Raw genomic sequence first — 4,956 nt, forward strand, 5'->3', positions numbered from 1 at the left:
GATTTGGCCTCATAGGACTGTCCGCCCGGTACCTTGAACGACATGCAGTCGTCGGCCGCGTGGATAACGATCCCGGCCTGCTCCAGCACCTCCAGCGTCTGGCCTACGACTACTTTCGATTTCAGATCGTTCAGCACAATGATCTCGCTGTCTTCCTCAAGCAGCGGCGTCAGGAACAGCAGGGCGCTCAAATACTGGGAGCTGACCGCGCCGGAGACGGTGATGCGGCCTCCCTTAGGATTTCCGCCCCGGATTGTGATCGGCAGGCGGCCTTCATTATGCTTAACCTCCACGCCAAGCTGGCCAAGAGCGTCGATCAGGTCGTCATGAGGACGCTTGCCGAGCGAGTCCGGGTATGTATTCACAAAGGTCACTTCCGGACACAGGGAGGCAACCGCCATCAGGAAGCGCAGCACCGCGCCGGCATTGCCCACATTGAGCTCCTTGACATCTTTGGGACGGCGGCCGAAGCCCTTGATGACGATCTTCTCGTCGTCCTCCGTAAGCTCCGCTCCCAGGTCGCGGATACAGCGGCGTATAGCGTCGCTGTCCTCGCTGTGCGCCGGATGATGGATCGTGCTCGTGCCTTCTGACAGCGCGGCTACCAGCAGGTAGCGCGTCGTATAATTTTTGGAGGACAAAGCTCCGATTTCCCCGTGTAGTTCCGGCGTAGGCCTTACAATAACGTCCATATTCCAGTTCTCCTTATTGTTATATAGTAGATGCGGGGGTACCCTTGGTTTGACAGGGTGTTCTACCCTTATGTTATCATTAAACCATTCTTGTCAAGGAAAGAGGTCATATCCATGAATGGTATTCCCCAAATCACAGCCCCGGAGCTGCGTCAGCGCATTGAATCCGGTGAAGAATTGGTTCTGATCGACGTCAGAGAAGCTGACGAAGTAGCTCTAGGAATGATCTCCGGCGCCGCGCATATTCCCATGGGCGATATTCCGTACCGTACCTCCGAGATCCCCGAGGATGCCAAGGTTATTTTTATATGCCGCTCCGGTTCCCGCAGCCAGCGGGTATGCGAATACTTGTATGCCCATGGCTATAGCGGCGTTGCAAACCTGAGCGGCGGCATGATCGAATGGAATGAACTGCCGGAAAATTAGCCTACATGCTTAAAAGCTAAAACGCGGTAGTGCATTAAAATATGATGACACACTTGGGCCGCTGTCAAGTTCGTTGTATCGACCGTGCAATGCGCGAAGCTGTAGGCGTCCTTTCGTTCTTCCAGAATCCGCCTTACGCGTTCTTCCGTATTGCCGGCCAGCAGCGGCCGATTGTTGTCTCCGGCTACCCGGGATATAATAACCTCTGCCGTGGCGCTTAACGCCGCTACGATGCCATTCTCCATCATCATTTCTCTATTAGCCGGCGCAAGCACCGCGCCCCCGCCAGTGGAGATTACCTTCCTGCCGCCCCGCAACGTCTCCCGCAGCACTTCCGTCTCCACGGCCCTGAAGTATGCTTCCCCATCTTCCGCAAAAATGTCGGACACGCTCCGTCCCTCTTTTCGGATAATAACATGATCCAGATCCACGAGCTCATAACCTAGCTGCTCGGCTAATATAGCGCCTACACTTGATTTCCCTGTTGCCATCATTCCAATCAGAATCAGATTGCCGGAATTTGCGGGCCCCGTCTTTGGCAGTATCTCATCACCAGACATACGTTCACCTACTCAATATTTTGGACTTATCATAACACAGGGCGAAAACACAGCACAATCATTCCTCTGCCCAATGTCGGCTTTTATTTAAAAAAGCCCGGAAAAACCGCCTGAAGGCGGGCTCTTCCGGGCCGTGAAAGAGAGACTGGCGCGTTATTCCGACTGCGCTTCGGCGATCCACTCGTGGTGGAAGACGCCTTCCTTGTCCACGCGCTTAAATGTATGCGCGCCGAAATAGTCGCGCTGAGCCTGCAGCAGGTTAGCCGGCAGACGCTCCGTGCGGTAGCTGTCGTAGTAAGCCAGGGCGCTTGCGAAGCCCGGAACCGGAATTCCGCGAGTTACCGCTTCGGCAACCACCTTGCGCCATGCATCCTGGTAAGAAGTCATGATGTCTTTGAAGAACGGATCAAGCAGCAGGTTCTTGAGCTCCGGATTATTTTCATAAGCATCGGTAATGTTCTGCAGGAAGCGGGAACGGATAATGCAGCCGCCGCGCCAGATCTTGGCCAGATTGCCGTATTTCAGATTCCAGCCGTATTCTTCGGAAGCGACGCGCAGCTGTGCGAAGCCTTGGGCGTAGGAAACAATTTTGCTCGCGAACAGCGCTCTGCGCACATTCTCGATAAACTCGGCTTTGTCTCCGTCAAACGCGGCGGCAGCCGGTCCGCTCAGCACTTTGCTTGCTTCTACGCGCTCCTCTTTCATAGCGGAGAGGAAGCGGGAGAATACGGATTCCGTAATCATGGACAGCGGTACGCCCAGATCCAGCGAGCTTTGGCTTGTCCATTTACCGGTGCCTTTTTGACCTGCGGCGTCGAGGATGACGTCGACCATCGGCTTGCCGGTTTCTTTGTCATACTGCGCGAAGATATCCTTCGTAATCTCGATCAGATAGCTATCGAGCTCGCCTTTGTTCCACTCGGCGAAGGTCGCATGCAGTTCTTTTTCATCAAGGCCCACAACGTCTTTCAAGAGCTGGTACGCTTCGCAAATGAGCTGCATGTCGCCGTACTCGATGCCGTTATGCACCATTTTGACGTAATGGCCTGCTCCGTCCGGTCCGATATATGTACAGCAAGGTTCGCCGTTTACTTTGGCCGAGATCGCTGTGAGGATCGGTTCTACCAATTCATACGCGCTTTCCTGACCGCCAGGCATGATGGAAGGCCCTTTCAGCGCGCCTTCTTCGCCGCCGGATACGCCGGTGCCGATGAAGCGGAAGCCTTTTTCCTCCAGTTCCTTGTTGCGGCGGATTGTATCCGGGAAGTAGGCATTGCCACCGTCGATAATAATGTCGCCTTGATCCAAATGCGGAATCAATTGCTCTATGGTCGCATCGGTTGCTTTACCTGCTTGAACCATGATCAGAATTCTGCGCGGAGTTTCCAGCGACTGAACGAATTCCTCAATAGTAAAAGTGCCGGTGAGATTTTTGCCTTCCGCTTCTTTAAGAAGGTCATGAGTCTTCTCGGGCGAACGGTTGAATACGGATACGGTAAAGCCTCTGCTCTCGATGTTAAGCGCCAAATTTTTACCCATTACTGCCAGGCCGATAACGCCGATTTGTTGTTTTGCCATCTTGTCCTCCACCCTTTGCACGTATTTTTATTTAGTTTGAAGCATTAAGAGATCAATTTCATTGACAAAATGCATCTATTTCGAAATTTGACCCGCAATGTAACTATTCTAACGCTTTTTGCAGCAGAAGTGAACCCCTACGGAAAATTGCCTTGCAAATGGAAGACACCTCTTGCCAGAGGTGCCTGATCTTTGCCTATGCCCACTGGATTTACCATTCCAACTTCATTAATTCCTTCGTCAAAAACATAAGCCTTTCCTTGGAAAGCTTCACCTGCTGCTTATCACCCCGGGCCAAAGCGTCACTCAGCCGGTCCAATTCCTCGTCGACTTCCATCCTGCGATCGCGGACGCGCTCTTCGCCCAGGGTCGAGTAGAACATTTTCGTCAGCTCCTGGTCCGACAGCAAAGGTCCTTTCTGATAGAGCACTTTCTGCTGATAGCCTGATATTTCCACGAGCCGGATCACTTCGCCGAACAAAATATTTTCAATGATGATCTGGCGGTCGCGAAAACGCTTGACGACGGCATGGCCGCGCATATCGCCGATCAGCTTCTCCATCCACTCGGAAAGGCGGGCGTCGCGTATCATGTAATCGCCTACCAGCTTGTAACCGTCTTTAATCCGTTGAAACCGCAGCTTGATAAGCTTGCGCCCGGTACGGACCGATATGACAAACAGGCTGTCGCTCTCGCTCCAATACAAGGAATAGCCTTCCTGAATCAAATCCTTGATTAAATTCTGAATGTGCATCCGGTCAAACCGGAGCTCCAGGTTGCAATACTCCACCTCGTCGTTCTTATTCACCGCACTCCCTCCTTTACGTTTTGCAAATAGCAAAACCGGCACATTTGTCATTAGCGTCTCTACCCTTACGGAAGTCGTGACTGCAGCCGATAAAATAACCGGGCGCAGTGATGATCTTTGCGTTCATCCTACACTTATTTTATACTTCAGTTTATGTAGCGGGAACTTGGTTTATTGACTATTTTTACCCGCTGTGCCATCATTCAAAACGCCTATTTCGCGGAATGCCGCGCGGCATGATGACAGTACATCCTACTAAGAGGTGACACTACACTATATGTCGTTCAACGGATTTGCAGCAGAAGATTTTGAAGTATTTGGCATTGACGGTCTTGAGCCCAGAATGGATGCCCTAATCGCCAAGGTACGGCCCAAGCTGACGGCGCTCGGCGGTGAAGTCGCCCCGTCTCTTTCCGCACTGTGCGGGGAGGAGATGTTTCCTCATGTAGCCAAGCACGCCCGGCGCACGGTGCACCCGCCGAATGATACCTGGGTAGCCTGGGGGCCCGGCAAAAGGGGCTACAAAGCGCTGCCGCATTTTCAGACCGGCCTGTTTCGGAGCCATCTGTTCATCGTGTTCGCGATTATTTACGAGAGCCCGAACAAAGCCATGTTCGCCAATGCGCTGTCCGGCGGCTTACCCTCGGTCTTGGAGCGGCTGCCGGGCCATTATTTCTGGTCCACGGACCATCTGGACCCGCACGGAACACCGCAATCGGACATGGACGATGACCGTTTCGCAGAGCTTACGCGCCGCCTTAAGGAAGTGAAGAAAGCGGAAGTCACCTGCGGACTGCGGATCGGAAATGACGATCCGGTCCTCAGGGATGGACAAGCGCTTCTTCAAGTGATTGAACAGACGTTCGAGACGCTGCTTCCACTGTATCGGATG

The 4,956-nt window shown here is 53.1% G+C and carries 6 protein-coding genes; 2 read left to right on the forward strand and 4 right to left on the reverse strand.

The window, feature by feature from the left end; all coding sequences use genetic code 11:
• A partial coding sequence (locus L691_RS0108205; protein WP_025689914.1) for a 3-phosphoshikimate 1-carboxyvinyltransferase occupies window positions 1-692 on the reverse strand: 692 nt, incomplete at its 3' end.
• 114 nt (window positions 693-806) lie between these two features.
• Here L691_RS0108205 and L691_RS0108210 point away from each other — a divergent pair.
• Entirely contained in the window at window positions 807-1,118 is a 312-nt protein-coding gene (locus L691_RS0108210) for a rhodanese-like domain-containing protein (protein ID WP_025689916.1), read from the forward strand.
• Here the strand turns inward: L691_RS0108210 and L691_RS0108215 are convergent.
• From L691_RS0108215 to L691_RS0108225, 3 genes are all read right to left on the reverse strand, one after another.
• Entirely contained in the window at window positions 1,115-1,678 is a 564-nt protein-coding gene (locus L691_RS0108215; protein ID WP_025689917.1) for a shikimate kinase, read from the reverse strand. The two genes, L691_RS0108210 and L691_RS0108215, sit on opposite strands and share 4 nt — an antisense overlap.
• 153 nt (window positions 1,679-1,831) lie before the next feature.
• Window positions 1,832-3,256: an NADP-dependent phosphogluconate dehydrogenase gene (gene gndA, locus L691_RS0108220; protein WP_025689918.1), complete on the reverse strand. Its 1,425-nt coding sequence runs from the start codon at window positions 3,254-3,256 to the stop codon at window positions 1,832-1,834.
• A gap of 211 nt (window positions 3,257-3,467) precedes the next feature.
• A complete protein-coding gene (locus L691_RS0108225; protein WP_025689920.1) occupies window positions 3,468-4,064 on the reverse strand; it encodes a hypothetical protein in 597 nt (198 codons plus the stop codon).
• Between the two features lie 277 nt (window positions 4,065-4,341).
• On the opposite strand from L691_RS0108225, the gene L691_RS0108230 reads away from it, so the two are divergent.
• A partial coding sequence (locus L691_RS0108230; protein WP_025689921.1) for a DUF1054 domain-containing protein occupies window positions 4,342-4,956 on the forward strand: 615 nt, incomplete at its 3' end.

It is taken from the genome of Paenibacillus zanthoxyli JH29 (genome assembly GCF_000520715.1).
In the GTDB taxonomy this organism is placed as follows: Bacteria; Bacillota; Bacilli; order Paenibacillales; family Paenibacillaceae; genus Paenibacillus_AQ; species Paenibacillus_AQ zanthoxyli.

Coding starts and splice junctions, on each gene's coding strand:
- L691_RS0108210 (WP_025689916.1), top strand. CDS start 807: ATGAATGGTATTCCCCAAATCACAGCCCCGGAGCTGCGTCAGCGCATT.
- gndA (WP_025689918.1), bottom strand. CDS start 3,256: ATGGCAAAACAACAAATCGGCGTTATCGGCCTGGCAGTAATGGGTAAA.
- L691_RS0108215 (WP_025689917.1), bottom strand. CDS start 1,678: ATGTCTGGTGATGAGATACTGCCAAAGACGGGGCCCGCAAATTCCGGC.